This window comes from Roseococcus suduntuyensis, from assembly GCF_014196305.1.
Lineage (GTDB): Bacteria > Pseudomonadota > Alphaproteobacteria > Acetobacterales > Acetobacteraceae > Roseococcus > Roseococcus suduntuyensis.
The window spans coordinates 396,082-413,525 of sequence record NZ_JACIDJ010000002.1 but is presented as its reverse complement, the minus strand read 5'-3'; the positions used below and the strand labels follow the sequence as shown (position 1 = coordinate 413,525).

Annotated in this window: 18 protein-coding genes; 10 read left to right on the top strand and 8 right to left on the bottom strand. The window is 74.0% G+C overall.

Annotated elements, in window-relative coordinates:
• Positions 1-176 precede the first annotated feature (176 nt).
• Genes GGQ83_RS08435 through GGQ83_RS08405 form a run of 7 tightly spaced genes read left to right on the top strand, consistent with a single transcriptional unit; the run spans position 177 to position 6,286 of the window.
• Complete coding sequence (locus GGQ83_RS08435; protein ID WP_311727631.1) at positions 177-1,004, top strand: glycine betaine ABC transporter substrate-binding protein; 828 nt, start codon at positions 177-179, stop codon at positions 1,002-1,004.
• Position 1,005: 1 nt separating this feature from the next.
• A complete protein-coding gene (locus GGQ83_RS08430) occupies positions 1,006-2,097 on the top strand; it encodes an ABC transporter permease subunit (protein WP_207017961.1) in 1,092 nt (363 codons plus the stop codon).
• Positions 2,094-3,002, top strand: coding sequence for an ATP-binding cassette domain-containing protein (locus GGQ83_RS08425; RefSeq protein WP_184383331.1), 909 nt, complete (start codon positions 2,094-2,096; stop codon positions 3,000-3,002). The genes GGQ83_RS08430 and GGQ83_RS08425 overlap by 4 nt, the downstream gene beginning before the upstream one ends.
• Positions 2,999-3,751, top strand: a complete 753-nt coding sequence (locus GGQ83_RS08420) for an ABC transporter permease (RefSeq protein ID WP_184383330.1) — start codon at positions 2,999-3,001, stop codon at positions 3,749-3,751. Before GGQ83_RS08425 ends, GGQ83_RS08420 begins: the two co-directional genes overlap by 4 nt.
• The gene (dapD, locus tag GGQ83_RS08415) at positions 3,748-4,572 is read left to right on the top strand and encodes a 2,3,4,5-tetrahydropyridine-2,6-dicarboxylate N-succinyltransferase (protein WP_184383329.1); all 825 of its coding nucleotides are present in this window, start codon (positions 3,748-3,750) and stop codon (positions 4,570-4,572) included. Before GGQ83_RS08420 ends, dapD begins: the two co-directional genes overlap by 4 nt.
• 5 nt (positions 4,573-4,577) lie before the next feature.
• On the top strand, positions 4,578-5,723 hold the full coding sequence (dapE, locus tag GGQ83_RS08410) for a succinyl-diaminopimelate desuccinylase (RefSeq protein ID WP_184383328.1): 1,146 nt from the start codon (positions 4,578-4,580) through the stop codon (positions 5,721-5,723).
• Positions 5,720-6,286 (top strand): hypothetical protein, encoded by a 567-nt coding sequence (locus GGQ83_RS08405; protein WP_184383327.1) that lies wholly within the window; start codon positions 5,720-5,722, stop codon positions 6,284-6,286. The genes dapE and GGQ83_RS08405 overlap by 4 nt, the downstream gene beginning before the upstream one ends.
• Positions 6,287-6,304: 18 nt before the next feature.
• Here the strand turns inward: GGQ83_RS08405 and GGQ83_RS08400 are convergent, their stop codons facing one another.
• Genes GGQ83_RS08400 through GGQ83_RS08390 form a run of 3 tightly spaced genes read right to left on the bottom strand, consistent with a single transcriptional unit; the run spans position 6,305 to position 9,986 of the window.
• The gene (locus GGQ83_RS08400) at positions 6,305-7,963 is read right to left on the bottom strand and encodes an asparagine synthetase B family protein (RefSeq protein WP_184383326.1); all 1,659 of its coding nucleotides are present in this window, start codon (positions 7,961-7,963) and stop codon (positions 6,305-6,307) included.
• Entirely contained in the window at positions 7,960-9,069 is a 1,110-nt protein-coding gene (locus GGQ83_RS08395) for a glycosyltransferase family 4 protein (RefSeq protein WP_184383325.1), read from the bottom strand. Before GGQ83_RS08395 ends, GGQ83_RS08400 begins: the two co-directional genes overlap by 4 nt.
• A gap of 2 nt (positions 9,070-9,071) precedes the next feature.
• Positions 9,072-9,986, bottom strand: coding sequence for a glycosyltransferase family 9 protein (locus tag GGQ83_RS08390; RefSeq protein ID WP_184383324.1), 915 nt, complete (start codon positions 9,984-9,986; stop codon positions 9,072-9,074).
• A gap of 59 nt (positions 9,987-10,045) precedes the next feature.
• Here GGQ83_RS08390 and ygfZ point away from each other — a divergent pair, with 59 nt between their 5' ends.
• The gene (gene ygfZ / locus GGQ83_RS08385; protein WP_184383323.1) at positions 10,046-10,876 is read left to right on the top strand and encodes a CAF17-like 4Fe-4S cluster assembly/insertion protein YgfZ; all 831 of its coding nucleotides are present in this window, start codon (positions 10,046-10,048) and stop codon (positions 10,874-10,876) included.
• On the top strand, positions 10,863-11,333 hold the full coding sequence (locus GGQ83_RS08380) for a methyltransferase family protein (RefSeq protein WP_184383322.1): 471 nt from the start codon (positions 10,863-10,865) through the stop codon (positions 11,331-11,333). Before ygfZ ends, GGQ83_RS08380 begins: the two co-directional genes overlap by 14 nt.
• Before the next feature lie 35 nt (positions 11,334-11,368).
• Here the strand turns inward: GGQ83_RS08380 and GGQ83_RS08375 are convergent, their stop codons facing one another.
• Together GGQ83_RS08375 and GGQ83_RS08370 are read right to left on the bottom strand one after the other, a co-directional pair.
• Positions 11,369-12,118, bottom strand: a complete 750-nt coding sequence (locus tag GGQ83_RS08375; RefSeq protein ID WP_207017964.1) for a hypothetical protein — start codon at positions 12,116-12,118, stop codon at positions 11,369-11,371.
• Positions 12,119-12,120: 2 nt separating this feature from the next.
• Entirely contained in the window at positions 12,121-13,392 is a 1,272-nt protein-coding gene (locus GGQ83_RS08370) for an O-antigen ligase family protein (protein WP_184383321.1), read from the bottom strand.
• Positions 13,393-13,482: 90 nt separating this feature from the next.
• On the opposite strand from GGQ83_RS08370, the gene GGQ83_RS08365 reads away from it, so the two are divergent.
• Positions 13,483-14,586 carry a glycosyltransferase family 4 protein gene (locus tag GGQ83_RS08365; RefSeq protein WP_184383320.1) on the top strand — a complete coding sequence of 368 codons (1,104 nt, stop codon included), beginning with the start codon at positions 13,483-13,485 and terminating at the stop codon, positions 14,584-14,586.
• A 58-nt stretch (positions 14,587-14,644) separates the two neighbouring features.
• Here GGQ83_RS08365 and GGQ83_RS08360 read toward each other — a convergent pair whose 3' ends face one another.
• Genes GGQ83_RS08360 through GGQ83_RS08350 form a run of 3 tightly spaced genes read right to left on the bottom strand, consistent with a single transcriptional unit; the run spans position 14,645 to position 17,429 of the window.
• Positions 14,645-15,307 carry a DUF1028 domain-containing protein gene (locus GGQ83_RS08360; protein ID WP_184383319.1) on the bottom strand — a complete coding sequence of 221 codons (663 nt, stop codon included), beginning with the start codon at positions 15,305-15,307 and terminating at the stop codon, positions 14,645-14,647.
• Positions 15,304-16,074 (bottom strand): UTRA domain-containing protein, encoded by a 771-nt coding sequence (locus GGQ83_RS08355; RefSeq protein ID WP_184383318.1) that lies wholly within the window; start codon positions 16,072-16,074, stop codon positions 15,304-15,306. Before GGQ83_RS08355 ends, GGQ83_RS08360 begins: the two co-directional genes overlap by 4 nt.
• Positions 16,071-17,429 (bottom strand): formimidoylglutamate deiminase, encoded by a 1,359-nt coding sequence (locus GGQ83_RS08350; protein ID WP_184383317.1) that lies wholly within the window; start codon positions 17,427-17,429, stop codon positions 16,071-16,073. Before GGQ83_RS08350 ends, GGQ83_RS08355 begins: the two co-directional genes overlap by 4 nt.
• Positions 17,430-17,444: the final 15 nt, after the last annotated feature.

Sequence of the window (17,444 nt, the reverse complement as noted above, 5' to 3'; positions counted from 1 at the left end):
AATTTACCATTTTTGAATTCGAGTGGCCATACGGAATTACACCGTGAGTGCGTATTGGCCTTGCACGCTCAACCGGGGACGGGATGCCAATGACGTTTAATCGTAGGCAAATTTGGTGCGCTTCGTTACCGATTCTGACCGGCGCTACGACTGTCCGCGCCCAGACGCGCGACCGCGTGGTGGTCTCCTCCAAGATCGACACCGAGGGCGCGCTGCTGGGCAACCTGGTCCTGGCGGTGCTGGAACGGGCCGGCGTGCCGGCCGAGGCGCGGCTTTCGCTGGGCCCCACGCGCATCGTCCGCGCTGCCCTGCTGGCGGGCGAGATTGACCTCTACCCCGAATACACCGGCAACGCCGCCTTCTTCCACAACCGCGCCGAGGACCCGGCCTGGAAGAACGCCGACCAGGCGCACGCCCTGGCGCGCGAGCTGGACGCGCCGCAGGGCCTGGCCTGGCTGGGCCGGGCGCCCGCCAACAACACCTGGGCCATCGCGGTGCGGCAGGACGTGGCCCGGCGCGAGAACCTGCGCTCCATGGAGGACCTGGCCGCCGCCGCAGGGCGCGGCGTGCTGCGCCTCGCGGCTTCGGCCGAGTTCGTGGAAAGCGCCGCGGCCCTGCCGAGCTTCGAGCGCACCTATGGCTTCACCTTCCCGCGCGACCGCATCGTGGTGCTGCCCGGCGGCGACACGGCGGTGACCATGCGCTCGGCCGCGCAGCAGATCTCGGGCGTGAACGCCGCCATGGTCTATGGGACGGACGGCGCCATCTCGGCGCTGAACCTCGTGGTGATGACCGACACCAAAGGCGCGCAGATCGTCTATGAGGCCGCGCCCGTGGTGCGCCAGGCCGTGCTGGACCGCTTCCCCGCCATGCGGGCGCCGCTGGATGCCGCCTTCGCCACGCTGGACCTCACCACGCTGCAGCGGCTGAACGCGCAGATCGCGGTGGAGGGCCGCCCGGCGCGCGACGTGGCCCGCGCCCATATGGAGGCCGCGGCGCGCTGAGGTGGCGCCCACCTGGCCGCGCCTCCTGCCGGCCGGGCTGGCGCTGGCGGCGCTGATCCTGGGGCCGGATGCGCTGTCCCTTGCCCCCAACCGGCTGATGCCCGGGGCGCCGCTGTCGGCGCACGATGTATTGCCGGGCTGGGCCTGGCTGGCCGTGCCCTTGCTGGCGCTGGGTGCCGCGCCTTGGCGCCTGGCGCCGCTGGCCGCCGCTGGCGCCTTGCTGGTGCTGTTGGCGGGGTTGGGTGCTGGCGCCGCCGCGCTGCTGGACGGTGCCGCGCCCGCGGCCCGCGCCACGCTGGGCAGCGCCGCCTGGGTGGCGCTTGCGGCCCTGGCGGCGCTGGTGTTCTGGCCGGGACAACGCCGCCTGCTGGCGGCGGCGCTGCTGGTGCTGGGCCTGGGCGTGCTGGCCTGGGGCGGGGTGTTGGACGGGTTCTCGCTCGCCGTCGAGTTCCGCGCGCGGCGCGAGGCGGTGGGGGCGGCGCTGGCCACGCATCTCTGGCTGTCCCTGTCCGCCCTCGGGCTGGCATCGGCGCTGGCCAGCCTGCTGGCGCTGGCGGGGCTCGCCTCCGCCCGGCTGGCCGCCTTCTTCGACGCGCTGCTGGGCGGCGTGCAGGTGGTGCCGGCCATCGCGCTGTTTGGCCTGCTGGTGCCTTTGCTGGCGGCGCTGCTGGGCGCCTTTCCGGGGCTGCGTGCGGCGGGCTTCGGCGCCATCGGGGCCACCCCGGCCTTGATCGGCATCGCGTTGTATCTCTCCCTGCCGCTGCTGCGCGCGCTCCGCACCGGGCTGACCGCGACCGACCCTGCCGTGATCCAGGCCGCGACCGCGCTCGGCATGGGGCGGGGGCGGATGCTGGCATGGGTGCGGCTGCCGCTCGGCCTGCCGCACTTCCTGGGCGGGCTGCGGGTGGCGGCGGTGCAGGCGGTGGGGTTGGTCACGCTGGGGGGGCTTGTCGGCGCGGGCGGCCTAGGTGCCCTGGTCTTCGAGGGCATGTCGCAGTTCGCGACCGACCTCATCCTGCTGGGCGCGCTGCCGGTGGTGGCGCTGGCCCTGGCGGTGGATGCGGGGCTGGGCGCCATGGAACGACGGGCATGATCGAATTCGACGATGTCACGGTGCGCTTCGGCGCGGCGGAGGCGGTGCGGGGCGTCTCCGTCACCATCCCGGCCGGCGCGCTGGCGGTGCTGGTGGGGCCATCGGGCTCGGGCAAGACCACGCTGCTGCGCCTCGTGAACCGCATGGCCACCCCCAGCGCCGGCCGGGTGCGGGTGCGGGGCGAGGATGTGGCGGCGGCCGACCCCGCCCGGCTGCGGCGCTCCATCGGCTATGTCATGCAGTCCATGGGGCTGTTCCCGCATTGGTCGGTGGCGCGCAACATCGGCACCGTGCCGGCCCTGCTGGGTTGGCCGGCGGCGCGCATCGCGGCGCGCGTGGAGGAATTGCTGGCGCTGGTGCGGCTGGACCCCGCGCTGGCCGGGCGCCGCCCGGCGGCGCTCTCGGGCGGGCAGGCGCAGCGGGTGGGGCTGGCGCGGGCGCTCGCCGCCGACCCCGACATATTGCTGATGGACGAGCCCTTCGGCGCGGTGGACCCCATCGTGCGGCGGGAACTGCGCGCGGAACTCACGCGCATCCATGCGGCGACGGGCAAGACCATCCTGCTCGTCACGCATGACCCGATCGAGGCGCTGGAACTTGCCACCCACCTCGTCGTGCTGCGCGAGGGGCAACTGGTCGCGGCGGGCGAGGCGGCGGCGCTGGCGGCACCCCCGGCACCTCCTTTCCTGCGCGCGCTGTTCGGGGCGGAGGCGCTGGCCCTGCGGCGGCTTTCCCTGCTGCGGGTGGAGGGGGCGGCGCTGGACGGCCCCGCGCCGGCGGGCGCGCCCGTGATCGCACCCGAGGCGAGCCTCGCCGAGGCCTGGACCCTGATGCAGGAACATGGCGCGCCCGTGCTGGCCGTGGGCGGGCGGCACCTGCCCTGGTCCGCGCTGCTGCCGCGATGAGGCCGCTTCCGGCCCTGGCCCTGGCGGCCCTCCTGGCCTTCCTGGCCAGCGCGCCGGGCGCCGCGATGCTGGCGCGGGGCCTGGGGCTGGAGGGCACCCCCTTCGACACCGCCCGGTTGCTCGGCCTCGCGGGGCAGCACCTGCTGCTGGTGCTGGGCGGCGCGGGGCCGGCCATCCTGCTGGGCATCGCGGTGGGCCTGTGGGTGACGCGGCCCTCCGGCGCGGGCCGCGCCTTGCGTCCGGTGGCCGATGCGGGTGCGGCCGCGGCCCAGGCCATCCCGCCCGTGGTGGTGGTGGCGCTGGCCTTCCCGGCACTTGGCTTCGGCGCGGCGCCGACCCTGCTGGCGCTGGCGCTCTACGCCGTGATGCCCGTGCTGCGCGCGACCATCGCCGCCGTCGAGGCCACGCCGCCCGATGCCGTGCTCGCCGCCCGCGCCATGGGCATGACGGAGCGCGAGGCGCTGTGGCGCGTCGTGCTGCCGCTCGCCTGGCCCGCCATGCTGCCGGGTGTCAGGACGGCGGTGCTGCTCGCGGCCGCCACCGCCGCCGTGGGCTCGCTCGCGGGGGCGGCGACGCTGGGCACACCCATCATCCTCGGCCTGCAGACGATGAACGAGCTGCTGATCCTGCAGGGGGCCGCGGCCACCGCCGCGCTGGCCTTCCTCTGCGACGCCGCGCTGGGCGGGCTTGCGGCGCGATTGACGGGGGGGCAAGGCGCTGCGATGCAAGCGGGAGGAGACCGAACATGACCTTGCAAGCCACCATCGAAGCCCTCTGGGACAAGCGCGACACGCTCAACAGCGGCACGCGCGGCGAGGCGCGCGACGCCATCGAGAGCGCCCTCGACATGCTGGACCGCGGCCAGGCCCGCGTGGCCGCGCCCACCGACAATGGCTGGGTGGTGAACCAGTGGCTGAAGCAGGCCGTGCTGCTCTCCTTCCGCATCGAGGACAGCGCGCCCATGGCGACCAGCGCCGGCGCCTTCGACAAGGTGCCGCTGAAGTGGTCCGACTGGGGCCCGAACCGCTGGAAGGAGGCGGGCTTCCGCGCGGTGCCCGGCGCCGTGGCGCGGCGTTCGGCCTACATCGCGCCCAACGTGGTGCTGATGCCCTCCTTCGTGAATCTCGGCGCCTATGTCGGCGAGAACACCATGGTGGACACCTGGGCCACCGTGGGCTCCTGCGCGCAGATCGGGAAGAACGTGCACCTCTCGGGCGGCGTGGGCATCGGCGGCGTGCTGGAGCCGCTGCAGGCCAACCCCGTCATCATCGAGGATGATTGCTTTATCGGCGCGCGCTCCGAAGTGGTGGAGGGCGTCATCGTCGAGAAGGGCAGCGTTCTCTCCATGGGTGTGTTCCTCAGCGCCACCACCAAGATCATCGACCGCAACACGGGTGAGATCTTCGTGGGCCGCGTGCCCTCCTATTCCGTGGTGGTGCCCGGCTCGCTGCCCGGCAAGCCGCTGCCCGATGGCACGCCCGGGCCGAGCCTCTACTGCGCCGTGATCGTGAAGCGGGTGGACGCGCAGACCCGCGCCAAGACCGCCATCAACGACCTGCTGCGGGATTGACCGCCATGCCGCTCACCGACCCGATTCCCCTGGCGCAGGACCTGATCCGCTGCCCCTCCGTCACCCCGGCCGACCATGGGGCGCTCGACGTGGTGCAGCGCTTCCTGGAGAGCCTTGGCTTCCAATGCTCGCGCCTGGTGTTCGGGCCGGATGAGTGGCGGGTGGACAACCTCTTCGCCATGAAGGGCGGCGGGGCCTCGCCGCACTTCATGTATTGCGGCCACACGGACGTGGTGCCCCCGGGAGACCCCGCGCATTGGACGGATGACCCCTTCTCGGGCGTGGTGCGGGAAGGCTGGCTCTATGGCCGCGGCTCCAACGACATGAAGGGCGGTGTCGCCTCCTTCCTCGCGGGGCTGAAGGACTATATCGCCGCCCACCCCGACCACCCCGGCACCATCAGCGTGCTGATCACGGGCGATGAGGAGGCGCGCAGCGTGGACGGCGTGGCGCGCGTCATGCCCTGGCTCGCCGAGCGCGACCTCGTGCCCGACATGGCGCTGGTGGGTGAGCCCTCCTCCGCGCGCAATGTGGGCGACGTGATCCGCATCGGCCGGCGTGGTTCGCTGACCGCGCGCATCACCGTGCAGGGCAAGCAGGGCCACAGCGCCATGCCTGCCCGCGCCGACAACCCGGTGCATCGCCTCATGGCCGCGCTGACGCCGCTGCTGGCCGCGCCGCTGGATCAGGGCACGGAGTTCTTCCCGCCCTCCACGCTGCAGATCACGGGCTTCGACGTGGGCAACACGGCGGCCAACGTCATCCCGGCCACGGCGCGGGCGATGCTCAACATCCGCTTCAACGACCTGCACACGCGCGCCAGCCTGATCGAGCGGCTGAACGCCGCACTCACCGCCGCCGGCTGCCGCTACGAGATGCAGGCCGACAGCAACGCCGACCCCTTCCTGACCGAGCCTGGCCCCTTCGTGGACGCACTCCAACGCGCCATCCGCCGCACGACCGGCGAGGAGCCGGAGCTGAACGCCGGCGGCGGCACCTCCGATGCCCGCTTCATCCGCGCCTTCTGCCCGGTGGCCGAGTTCGGTGACATCGGCGCGACGGGCCACCAGGTGGATGAGCGCGCGGGGGTGGAGAACCTCCGCACCCTGTCGCGCGTCTACACGGCCATCCTGGAGGAGTGCCTGGCTTGAACCCCAGCAGCGCCGCGGGCCTCGCGGCCGCATTGCTCTTCGCGCGCGGCCGGCCCGAGGGGCTGGCGCTGCTGCCCAATGACCTCGCCACCGCCCGCGCCTCTTTCCGCGCGGCGCTGATCTGCCTGCCGCTGTTCCTCGTGATGCGCCTGCTCTCCTACGGCACGCGCGGGACGCCGGAGGTGGGCATCCCCACCGCGCTGGTGGTGGAGCTGATCGGCTACACGCTCTCCTGGACGGCCTTCGCCGTGGTCTCGCTGCCGTTGGCGGCACAGGCGGGCCGGGCCGAGCAATGGCCGCAATTCATGGCCGCCTGGAACTGGACCAATGTCGTCCAGTTCATCCTGCTGGTAGCGATGGCCGTGTTGGCCGCGCTGGGCCTGCCGGGGTGGCTCGCGAACATGCTGGGGCTGGCGGCGCTGGGCTATGCCGTCTGGCTCGAATGGTTCGTGGTGCGGGTGGCGCTGAACGTGACCGGCGGCACGGCGGCGCTCTTCGTCATCACGGACCTGATCCTGGGCCTGTTCATCGGCGGCTATTCGGCGCGGCTGCTGGCGGGCTGAGGCGCCAGCTCCCTGAATTCAGCCGAGCGTTTCGAAGGCATCGCCCCGCGGCGCCACGCCCTCGACATGCACCCGGTGCCACAGCGCGTAGAAGAGCAGGTTCCACGCGGCGGCCCCCGCGCGGCGGTCGGTGGCGCGGCGGAACAGCGCCTCTGCCCGGCCCGGCCGGCAGATTTCCGCGACGCCGGGCTGGCGCGCGACCAGGGGCCCGAGCCGCGCCGCCTCCGCCTCCAGCCAGGCGCCGAGGGGCAGGCGCGGCGTCGTGCGCGGCGAGGGGGTGCCCAGCCAGCGGCGCAGCAAATGCTTGCCCTCGCCGCCCCGCACCTTCAGCGCATCGGGCAGGCGGAAGGTGGCGGCGACGACGCCGGCATCGAGGAAGGGCGCCCGCGCCTCGATCCCGTGCCGCGCGCAGCAGCGATCGAGCCCGCCCAGCAGACCGTTGGACAGCCAGTCGCCCATGTCCACCGCCTGGGCCACCTGCAGCCGGCTGCGGCCCGAACCGGCCTCGGCCGTCTCCGCGGCCGCGATGCCGTCGCGCCAGGCGCGGGGCTCGATGCCCAGCGTCTCCAGCCGGTCGAAGGCGCCGCGGGCGCGCATGGCCCGGCCCCAGAGCCACCAGGGGCGCATGGCGGCGCGGTGGCGGCCATGGCCGGCCAGCAATTCGCTCGATCCATCGGGGGTCAGCAGCGCCGGGACCTGCCCCCGCGCCGCCTCCGCCAGCAGCCAGTGCAGCACATGCGCGGGCTCGGCCGAGGGGTCGTCCAGCGCCTGGGCCAGGGCGGGCAGGCAGGCCCAGAAGGCGTCGCGCGTGACGGGGACGGGAATGGCGTCGCCGGGTGCCGCCTGGCCCTCCAGCACGGGCGCGAAGGCGGGCAGGGGGGGTAGCCCGAGGCGCGCCACGCCTGCGACCAGCGCGGCCGCCCCCGCGCCGCCGGTCAGCAGCAGGCCGGGGGTGGGACCTTCCAGCCGGGCGGCGAGGCTGGCCAGGAAGGCGGCCTCGAAACGCGCCAGCGCCTCGGGCTCGGAGATGGCCTCGGGGCCGCCCTCGGGCAGGGGCGGCGCGCGGCGGCGTTCCACGATGGCGCCGCCCGCGATGGCGAGGCATTCGGCCGGGAGCACGCGCTGGATGCCCTCAAAGATGGTCTCGGCGCCGGTGGTGAAGCGCAGTTGCAGCAATTCGTCGCGCGCGGCGGGGCGCAGCCGGGGTGTCGCGAAGCCGGCCGCGATCAGCGCCCCGGGTTCGGAGGCGAAGGCGACCCCCAGCGAGGTCTCCGCGAAATAGAGGGGCGCCAGGCCGAAGGCGTCGCGCGCCAGCACCAGGCGCCGCATGGCGTGGTCGGCGACCGCCAGCGCATGGGCGCCGCCCAGCCCCGCGCCGAAATCGAGACCCCGGCGGCGATAGAGCAGCAGCGGGAGTTCGGCGTCGCGCGCCTCGGGCAGGCCCTGGGCCGTGCGCAGCGCCTCGGGCGAGGCCAGGAGATGGCTTGCCACAAGCATCGCGGCGCCGGCCGAGAGGGGCTCGGCCGGCAGGCCGCGCCCCACCAGCCCGAGGCCCGGGCCCAGCACCGGCGGGCCGGCGGCGGGGCCGCGATGGGCCAGGGCGGCGGACAGCGCCTCCAGCGGCGCCGCATCGGGCACGCGCCGCCCGCGCAGGGCGAGGCCCGCGATGGCGCTCAATCCACGGCTCCGCGCGGGGGCATCAGGTCCAGGAAGCGGCGGGCGATGGCGTCGAGCAGAAAGCCCTCGTGCAGGCGGCGCGCGGCGGCCGCCCCCATGGCATCGGCGCGGGCGGGGTCGTCCAGCAGGGCGGCGAGGCCCGTGGTGACGCTGGCCTGGTCCAGGCCGTCGCAGAGCAGGCCGGTGACCCCCTCCTCCACAGCATCGCCCGCGCCGCCCTCGCGGCCGGCGAGCGAGGGGCGGCCATGCCAGGCGGCCTCAAGATAGACGATGCCGAAGCCCTCCACCGAGGCGCCCTCGCGCCGCACCGGCATGGCGAAGCAGGCGCACTCGGCCAGCAGCGCGGCCTTTTGCGCGTCATCCACCCGGCCCAGGAAATGGACGTGAGGGGTGACGCGCAGCTCGGCGGCCAGGGCTTCCAGCCGGGCGCGGTCCTCGCCCTCGCCGGCGATGGCGAAGGCGAGGCCGGGGTGGCGCGGCAAGAGCGCGGGCAGGGCCGCGATCACCCGGTCCACGCCCTTGCGCTTTTCGAGGCGGCACAGCGTGGCCAGCAGCGGCCCGTGGCCCACCCGCGCGCGCAGGGTGGCCCGCGCCTCGGGGGTGGCATCCGGCTGGGGGGCGATGGGGGGCGGGATGATCTCCATCCGCGCGCCGGGGGCGAGGTAGGGCGCCACCGCCGCCGCCGTGTGGCGCGAGATGGGCAGCACCACGCTCGCCTTTGCCAGGGCGGCCCGGATGCGGCGCACACGGCGCGGGGATGGGTTCGGGGGGAATTCCATGCCCATGGCCGGCACCAGCACGGGGGCGGTGGTGGGGGGCAGGATCTCGGCGCTCTTCCAACTGTCGCAGAGCACGCCGCGCAGGGTGGGGTTGGCCAGCGGCCCGCGCAGCGCCCAGCCCTTGCGCCAGCCGCGCAGCGGGTTGGGGCCGCCGAAGCGGTGCAGGGCGGTGTAGGGGTGGCCCTCAAGCTCAGGCCCGCCGCCGCGGATGCGGTGGGCGAAGACCTCGACGGGCCCCTCCGCCGCCAGCGCGCCGGCCAGCGCGTGCATCACGATGGCAATGCCCCCGATATCCGGCGCGAAATTCTGGGTGACGACGACGAACATGGTCAGGCCACCGGCTCGGGCGCCAGCAATTCGCGCGCACCCGCCAGGGCGGCCGAGACGCTCAAGCCCCGCATGGGCGCATGCCCGGCCCGGCCCGGTGCCACCACCGGGCGCGCGCGTGGGCCGATCGGCGCGTATTCGCTCACCATGGAGGGGCCGAACAGCCCGAGGGTGGGCGCGCCCGCCGCCGCCGCCAGGTGCATCAGCCCCGAATCATTGCCCACATAGAGCGCGGCGCGCGAGAGCAGCGCCGTCACCTCCGGGATGGAGAGCGTGCCGATCAGGGGCAGGGCCTCGGGCAGGGCGGCCAGCAGGGGGGCCGCCATGCGGGCCTCCTCCGCGCCCGGCCCGCCCAGGATCAGGATGGGTGCGCCGGGCAGGGGGCCGCCGGGCGCCGTCAGTTTCTGGGCCAAGGCCACGAAGCGCTCGGTGGGCCACATCTTGGGCGCCCAGGTGGCCGTGGGGCCGAGCACCAGGAAGGGTTCCTGGGGTAGCAGGGGTTCGACGCGCGCCAAATCCTCGGGCGCCCACCACGCCACGGGGCGGGGCGCGGGGGTGACGCCCAGCACTTCCGCGATGTGCAGGATGCGGTGGCCCGGCCGCCTTCCGCCTCGCTTCACCGCGCGCTTTCGCGCCGGCACCGTCCAGGCGAAGGCCGAGCCGCGCAGGTCCACCACCAGATCCCAGCGGCGCGTCACGCATGTCGCCCAGAGGCCCAGCCAATGCGCGGCGAAGCGCCGCTTGCGCAGCACCAGCGTGGCCACGCGCCCTGGCATGCGCTCAAACACCCCGGCCGCGGCGGGGCCGCAGGCGATGGTGAAGCGCGCTTCGGGGTGGGCCAGCCGCAGATGTTCGGCGAGGCCGGTCGAGAGCACGGCATCCCCGATGCGGCTCGAAGTGATGAACAGGATTTCCACCCGCGCGCTGTATCATGCATGGGGTTGAGGCGGGAGGCTCGGCCCCCGATATCCCGTTCATGACCATGGCATTCCTCCCCGAACGGGGCGTTGTGGAGGTGACGGGCGCGGACCGCGTCGCCTTCCTGCAAGGGCTGATCTCCAACGACGTGGCCGCCGCCGACGGGCAGGCGGCCGTCTGGGCCGCGCTGCTGTCGCCCCAGGGCAAGTGGCTGGCGGATTTCCTGCTGGTCGCGGAAGGCGAGGCATTGCTGCTGGACGCCGACCGCGCCCAGGTGCCGGAGCTGGTGCAGCGCCTCTCGCGCTTCCGGCTGCGCAGCAAGGTGGCGCTGCGGGATGCCTCGGAGGAGTGGCATGTCCATGCCGCCTGGGGCGCGGCGCCGGAGGCCACGGGGTTGGTGCGGCGTGACCCGCGCCATCCGGAGGCGGGCTGGCGGGTGCTCTCGCCCGCACCCTTGTCCAGCGACGCCACGGCCCAGGATTACGATGTGCACCGCCTGGGCCTTGGGCTTCCCGACGGCAGCCGCGACATGGATGCGGAAAAATCGGTGCTGCTGGAGGCGGGCTTCGACGAGCTGCATGGCGTCTCCTGGACCAAGGGCTGCTACATGGGCCAGGAGCTGACGGCCCGGACCAAGTATCGGGGCCTCGTGAAGCGCCGCCTGGTGCCGGTGCGGGTGGAGGGGCCCCTGCCGGCGCGCGGCACCCCCGTCACGCGCGGCGGCACGGAGGTGGGCGAGATGCGCTCCGGCCGTGAGGGGCGGGGCCTCGCGCTGCTGCGGATGGAGGCGCTGCGGGACGGCGCGCTCGATTGCGGCGCGGCCCGGCTGATCCCCGAACCGCCCTCCTGGATGACGCTGCCCGAGGGTGCGGCCGATGTCCCCGCCTGAGCAGGACATGCACGGCCCCGGCGTGAAGGTGCCGCCGCCGCTGATGGTGCTGGCGGGGCTGCTGCTGGCCTGGGCGCTGAACTGGCTGGCGCCCGTCATGCTCGGCCCGCCCGCGCCCGAACTCGGCCTGCCGGTGATGCTGCTGGCCTTCCTGCTGATGGGCTGGGCGCTGCTGGTGCTGGTCCGCGCCGGCAATGACCCGCGACCGGACAAGCCCGACAGCCAGTTCGTCGCGCGCGGTCCCTTCCGGCTGGGCCGCAACCCGATCTATTCGGGCTTCCTGCTGGTGGCGGCGGGCATGGCGCTGGTCTGGGGCACGCTGTGGGGGTGGCTGGCCGTGGGGGGCATCTTCCTGGCGCTGGATTTCCTCGTGGTCCGGCGCGAGGAGGCCTATCTGGAGCGCCGCTTCGGCCAGGACTACCTCGACTACAAGGCCAAGGTGCGCCGCTGGTTCTGAGGCTGGGCGGTCGCTTCAGCACGGTGGATCAGGCGCTATTCTCGCCAGTGTTCGGCCACCCAGTCGGGCCGGCGCAGCGACTTGTAGAATTTCTTGTACCACGGCGCGGGCCAGCGCCCGTCCAGCACGTCATGCACATCGGGCTTGCCGGTGAAGGCCACGAGGCGCGTGCCCGGCGCCAGCGCCGCCGGCCGCCACAGCCGCGCGGGCCAGGGCGGCAGCAGGGAATGCTTGAAGCTGACGCACCAGCCCTCGGGCCAGAAGGCGATGCTTTGGACGTGGCGCGAGATGAAGGCCTGCTCGATGCGGTGGGCGGCGAAGATGCCGTCGAAATCCGCCTCCACCGCGGCCAGCAGATGCGCGTTGGATCCCACACGCAGCCGGAAGCAGGAGGTGTTGCCGATGGCCCTTTCGCCAGACACGGGGGCGCGCGAGGTCCAGTTGCGGATCACCACGAAATCCTGTTCGGGCGCGTGGTCGAAGAAGCCATCCACATCGCCGGTCACAACCAGATCGAGGTCGAGGAACAGCACCTGGCCGATCAGGTCGCCCAGGGTCTCGCCCCAGAGCGACATCTTGCGCCAGGGAAAGCGCTGGTGGTGGGCGGGGATGCGGATGGGGGGAAGGGGCTGCACCTTGATGCCCGGGTGAAGGCCCGTGGCATCCTCGGTGAAGCAGACGAAGCGCAGCGGGCGCCTGGTGTTCCGCCGCACCATGGCGTGCAGGCGGTTGGCGTATTCGGGGCCATAGAGCGTGCCCCACTTCATGCAGATGACGGTCTGCACGCTCAGGTCGCCCCGTTGGCCACCGGGCGGGCGGCGAGCGCCAGGCCCAGCCCCATCAGGAAGACCCGCAAGGCCGCCTGGTCTATGCCCGCATAGGCGCCGGCCGTCGCCACCGGCCAGAGCGCGATCAGCGCCGACAGGAAGAGGCCGAGCCGCAGCGGATCGCCCAGCGCCCCACGCCCCAGTGCCCAGAGCAGCGCGAGGCAGGAGGCGGTGAACAGCACCAGCCCTGGAATGCCGGCATCCACCAGCGCCTCCAGGTAGAAATGGTGCACATGCGTGACGCACATCGCGGCCCCGCCGCCATCGCCCACGCCGCCCCAGCCGATGTGGAAGCGCGGGTCGTAGCAGCCGGTGCGGAAGGCCTCGGCGCCGGCGCCGAGCCAGGGATGGGCCTCGACCATGGCCAGCGCGCGGGCCAGGATCTGGCCGTAATGCGTCTCCGGGAAACCCGCCAGCAATTGCGGCAGGTGGACGGCGTAGCGGTAGAAGGTGATGGGGGCGAAGATGGCGGCCAGCCCCAGCATCCCCGCCACCCCCAGCACCGCCAGCAGCGCCGGCACCCGCAATGGCCGCAGCGCCAGCGCGGCGAGCCCGAGCCCGAACAGCACCATGATCAGCGGGCTGCGCTGCGAGGCCAGGATCACCGCCCCCACCGCCAGCGCCACCAGCGCCACCCCCGCGCCCCGCCCCCAGAGCCCATGGGCCGCCAGCGCCACCACCGCCGGCAGCAGCACGGGCCAGAGCGTCACGGAGAGATACCCCCCCGCCCGCGGCCGCAGGAAAGGCCCCGAGAGATAGCCAGGCAGCGCATCGCCCGAGCGAACCAGCCCATGCCCGAAGGTGAATTGCAGCCAGACTTCCAGCGCCACGAAGACCACCGCCCCCGTCAGCGCCCACAGCGCCAGGCGCTGCGCGCGCGCGCTGGCCAGCGCCCAGGTCGCGATGGCGAGCGTGGCCAATGGAAACCGCCCCCAGCCCAGGGCCGCCAGCATCTGGTCGGGGTTGGCGCCGGCCAGCGCCGTCACCAGCACCAGCCAGGCCCAATAGGCGGCCGCGAGCAGGAACCAGGGGGCGCGCAGCGGGGCGGCGTTGCGGGTGGCCAGCAGGTGAAGCACGAAGCCCAGGGCCAGCCCCGCCACCACCGCCTCGGCCACCGAGCGCGAGGCGGTGACCACCCAGGGGATCGCCACCCCCACCGCCATGGCCAGCACGCTGCCCGGCCCGTCGAGACGCCGCAGCCAGTTGGGCGGTGTCGTGCTGGTCTGCTCCACGCGACCTCCCTGGATTGCGGCGCGGTTATACAGGCTGGGGCCGGTGGGCCAAGGCTGGCCCCCCGCCGGTCCATTGTGTAAGCCGGGGACATGTTCGCCCCTCGGCGCGTCGCGATGGTCCTGCCCGCCAAGGAGCGCTTCGGCCCCCGGGGCGCGGGCGGCGTGGCGCTGGTGGTGCGCGACCTGGCCCGCGCGCCCGCGCCGGGCTGGGAGGCCATGGTGCTGGGCAGCCCCCTGCAGGACGCGCCCTTCGAGGGCTGCCGCTTCGAGGGGCTGTCGCCCGGCCCGCTGGCTTTTCTCGGCCGCAATCGCGCCCATGCCCGCGCCGCCGCGCGCCGGCTGCGCACCCACCCGGCCGATGTGGTGGAGGCGCACAACCGCGCCCCCCTTGCCCTGCATCTGGCGCAGGCCCTGTCCTGCCCGGTGGTGCTGGTGCTGCACAACGCGGCCTCGGGCATGGGGGGGCTGCGCCGCGCGGAGGAACGTGCCGCGCTGCTGCGCCAGGTGCGCGCGGTGGCCTGTGTCTCGGATTTCCTGCGGCGGGATTTCCTGGAGGGGTTGCCGGCCGCGCTGGCGCCCCGCGTCCATGTCATGCCCAACCCGCATAACCCTGCCGCCTTCCCGGCCGACCCCGGCCCGCGCGAGGCGCTGATCCTCTTCGTGGGGCGGCTCAATGCCGAGAAGGGCGCCGACAGCTTCGTGGCCGCCTGCGCCCGCGCCCTGCCGCGCCTGCCGGGATGGCGGGCGGAGATGGTGGGGGATGCGTGGTTCGGCGGCCGGGCGGACACGCCCTTCGTCACCACCTTGCGGGGCCAGGCGGAAGCGGCGGGGGTGGAGATGCTGGGCTACCTGGACCACGCCGCCACTCTCGCGCGGATGGCGCGCGCTTCCATCATCGTCATGCCCAACCGCTGGGCGGAGCCCTTTGGGCGGGTTGCACAGGAGGCGCTGGGGGCGGGGGCGGCGCTGGTCGCCTCGCGCCGGGGCGGGCTGCCGGAGGCGGCGGGCGAGGCCGCGCTCTACGCCGACCCGGATGAGCCCGCGGCCATCGCCGAGGCCATCCATCACCTCGCCACCCATCCGGAGGAACGCGCGTGCCGCGTGGAGATGGGGCGCGCGCATCTGGAAGGCTTCCTGCTGCCGGCCATCGCACGGCGATGGGCGGCGCTGCGCGAGGGGCTTCTGGCGGGCTGATGGCTTACCGGCGCGGCCGATTCACGGCTTCGGTGCTTCCACCGTAGCCGATCGGACACTACAGCACGGGCGGCTTCGCGGCCTCCGGGTCCACCGCGCGGACCACATGTTCGTCCATGTCGGGGCGGTAGCGGTTCCACATCAGGCGCAGCGCGGGCAGGGCGGCGTCGGCCAGGTCCACGCGCAGGTCCACATAGGGAAAGCGCTGCTCATGCACCACGAGCAGGCAGGCCGAGAGCAGGGGCCTTCCCTCGCCGCCCGCTTCCTCGCCGGCTTCCAGCGCGCGCATCAGGCGTTCGGCCAATGGTTCGCCGGGGTCCGCGGCGAAGGCGGTGGCCATGGCGGCGGGCACCCCCGTATTGGCCATGATGTTGCCGAGCGCCACGCAGCCCGGCGCATGGACGGCCGCGCGGGCGTGCTTCACCGCCTCGCCGTCGAAATGCGCCGTGCGGCCGGCGCGGTCCATGATGGCGATCTGCCGCCAGCGGTGGTGCGGCGTGCTGGCGACCAGGGCGGCCAGGGCCTCCTCCGCCGAGCAGCCGCTCCGCAGCAGGTCCAGGCCGCGCGGTCCCAGGCGCGGGTCAGTGCGGTGCTGCGTCAGCACGGCGCCCAGCCCCGCCTCGGCGAAGGGCACCCGGGCGCCCACGCCCATGGCCGAGGTGGTGACGGCGCAGCCGAACTGCCCCGTGCGGGCGCAATGGCCGATAAGGGAGAAGGTCATGTCCGATGGTGCGGGCGGCCTGGCGGCATTGGCAAGCCGGCCCCGCCCGCGGTGAAGCGCCCCACCAGCCGGTGCCGCCCGCCCGGGTGCCAGAGCCGCGCGAAAGTGACCGGAATCTCGCCATTCCAGGTGCGGCGTTCCACCACAAGGGCGGGCTCGCCCGGCGCCATGCCGAGGAAGCGGGCGATGCGCGCCGGCGTGCTTGTGGCGAGGATGCTGTGCTCGGCCTCGGTCCAGGCGATGTGGTCCAGCAGCCAGCGGCCGGGCGGGGTCTCGGTGAAGCGCTGCGCCGCCGCTTCGGGCGCGGCCTGGAGGTGGATGCGGCGTTCCTCCAGCTGCACGGGGCGGCCATCGGCCAGGTGGCGGGTGGTCAGGGCCAGGATGGGCGCGCCCTCGGCCACGGTCAGCGCCGCGGCATCGGCGGCGGTGGCGGGGCGCGTCCCGCGGTGCAGGATGTCATGGCTGTGGACGCCCCCCGCGGCCGCGATCTCGGCGCCGATGTCCCAGATCTCGAAGACGGCGCGGCCGCGCGCCTCGGGGCTTGCGGTGGTGCCGGCGCGGCGGTTGCGGCGGACCAGCCCCTCGGCGGCGAGCTGGGCCAGCGCCCGATGCACCGTCATGCGCGAGGCGCCGAACAGCGTCATCAGCTCCGCCTCGGACGGGATGCGCCCACCAGGCGGGATACGACCGGAGAGGATGGAATGTGCCACCGCGCGGCGGATTTGCGCGTGCAGCGGGCCCTCGCCATCCAGCGGGAAGTCGGTCATGCGGCCAGGATGCGGCCCAGCACCGCGGAGACGCGTGCCTCTGCTGCCGCGCGCAGGGGGTGGCGCCCATCCTCCACCACGCGGCGCCCGCGCACCCAGACCTCGCGGATGGGCGAGGTGCGCGTGGCGAAGACCAGCGCGTCCAGCCAGCGGTCGCCCTCGCGCGCGGCCAGCGCGGGGTGTGTGGGGTCGAGCAGCACAAGGTCCGCCCAGGCGCCGGGGGTGATGCCGGCGGGGCCGGCGGCCAGGGCCTGGGTGCCGCCCGCCAGCGCCGCATCCCACAGCGCGCGGCCGGTGGAGGCCCCGCGCGGGGCCAGCGCGTTGCGGGTCCGAAGCGCGAGGCGCTGCCCGTATTCCAGCGTGCGGAGTTCCTCCGCGGCGCCGATCAGCACATTGCTGTCCGTGCCCACGCCGTAGCGGCCCCCCGCCGCGCGATAGGTGGGCGCGGGGAAGATGCCATCGCCCAGATTGGCCTCGGTGACGGGGCAGAGGCCCACCACCGCGCCCGCCTTTGCCACGGCCGTAAGTTCCGCCTCGGTGCCGTGGGTCGCATGGATCAGGCACCAGCGCGCATCGAGGCCCACATGGTCCAGCAGCGCCTGGAGGGGCGGCGCGCCCAGGATGGCGCGGCACGCCTCGACCTCGCGCAGCTGTTCGGCGGCGTGGATGTGCAGAGGCTCGCCTGGGGCCAGCATGGCGGCCACATCGCGGATTTCCGCGAAGGTGGCGGCGCGCAGGGAATGGGGAGCGGCGCCCAGGACGGCCCCCGGCAAGGGGGCGATGGCGGCGCGGCTGGCTTCCAGCAGGCGGGCGAAGCCGTCGCGGTCGTTCAGGAAGCGGCGCTGCGCGGGCAGGGGGGCGCCGCCGCCCGCTTCGCCATGGGCATAGAAGCTGGGCAGCAGGGTGAGGTGGATGCCGGTGCCCTGCGCGGCGGCGGCAATGCGTTCGGCCAGTTCCGCGGGATTGGCGTAGGGGCGGCCCTCGGCATCATGGTGCAGGTAGTGGAATTCGCCCACACGGGTGAACCCCGCCTCCAGCATCTCGGCATAGGCCAGGGTGGCGAGGGCCTCGACATCCTCGGGCGTGAGCCGGCCCAGGAAGCGATACATCAGCTCGCGCCAGGTCCAGAAGCTGTCCTCGTTGGCGCCGGCCTGTTCCGTGAGGCCCGCCATGCCGCGTTGAAAGGCGTGGGAATGCAGGTTGGGCAGGCCGGGGAGGGCGATGGCGTGCTGGCATTCGCCGCCGGTTGCGTCAGGCTCCACGGCGGAGATGCGGCCCGTGGCATCGAGCGTGACCAGCACCTTGCGGCGCCAGCCTTCGGGCAGCAGGGCATGGGCGAAAAGCAGCTTGCGCATCGGCCATCTCCGAAG